Origin of the sequence: Campylobacter sp. B0100352/1 (assembly GCF_020135855.1) — a bacterium.
Classification (GTDB): domain Bacteria; phylum Campylobacterota; class Campylobacteria; order Campylobacterales; family Campylobacteraceae; genus Campylobacter_D; species Campylobacter_D taeniopygiae.
Genome location: NZ_JACHTP010000098.1, coordinates 1 through 536 on the forward strand (window position 1 = coordinate 1; position 536 = coordinate 536).

A 536-nucleotide genomic window follows, 5' to 3' on the forward strand; every position below is an offset into this window, starting at 1 on the left:
ATGCTCACCCACATCTATAACTTCCTAGAAAAAAGCGTTGAAAATTTTAGTGAAAAAATAGCCTTTGTTGAACCTTTTGCTAAAGAAGGTAAAAAAGAAATCACTTATAAAGAATTTGATCTTTATTCTAAAAAAGTTGCCAGTGAAATTTTAAGAACTTTAGATAATGATAGCTTACCTTTACAAAAAGCCATTCTTATTATCTTACCTAAAGGCATTGATTGTTTGATTTCTTTTTTTGGTGTAGCCTTAAGTGGAAACTTTTATACACTCTTAGATGAAAAAAGTCCTAAAGAAAGAATAGAAAAAGTTGTAGAAGTTTTAAAACCAAAACTTCTAATCACTTCTAAAGAATTAAAACTAGATTTAAATTTACCTACTCTTTATACAGAAAATTTTCAAAATTTTAATATCGATGAAAATCTAATCACTAAAGCTAAAGAAAACCATATCGATACTAATTTACTTTATGTACTTTTTACTAGTGGGAGCACTGGAATTCCTAAAGGAGTAAGTATCGCTCATAAGAGTGTGAT

1 protein-coding gene is annotated in these 536 nt (G+C 27.8%); it reads left to right on the forward strand.

All coding sequences use genetic code 11. The features are described 5' to 3' along the window. A partial coding sequence (locus H2279_RS08705; RefSeq protein WP_337196295.1) for an AMP-binding protein occupies positions 1 to 536 on the forward strand: 536 nt, incomplete at both ends.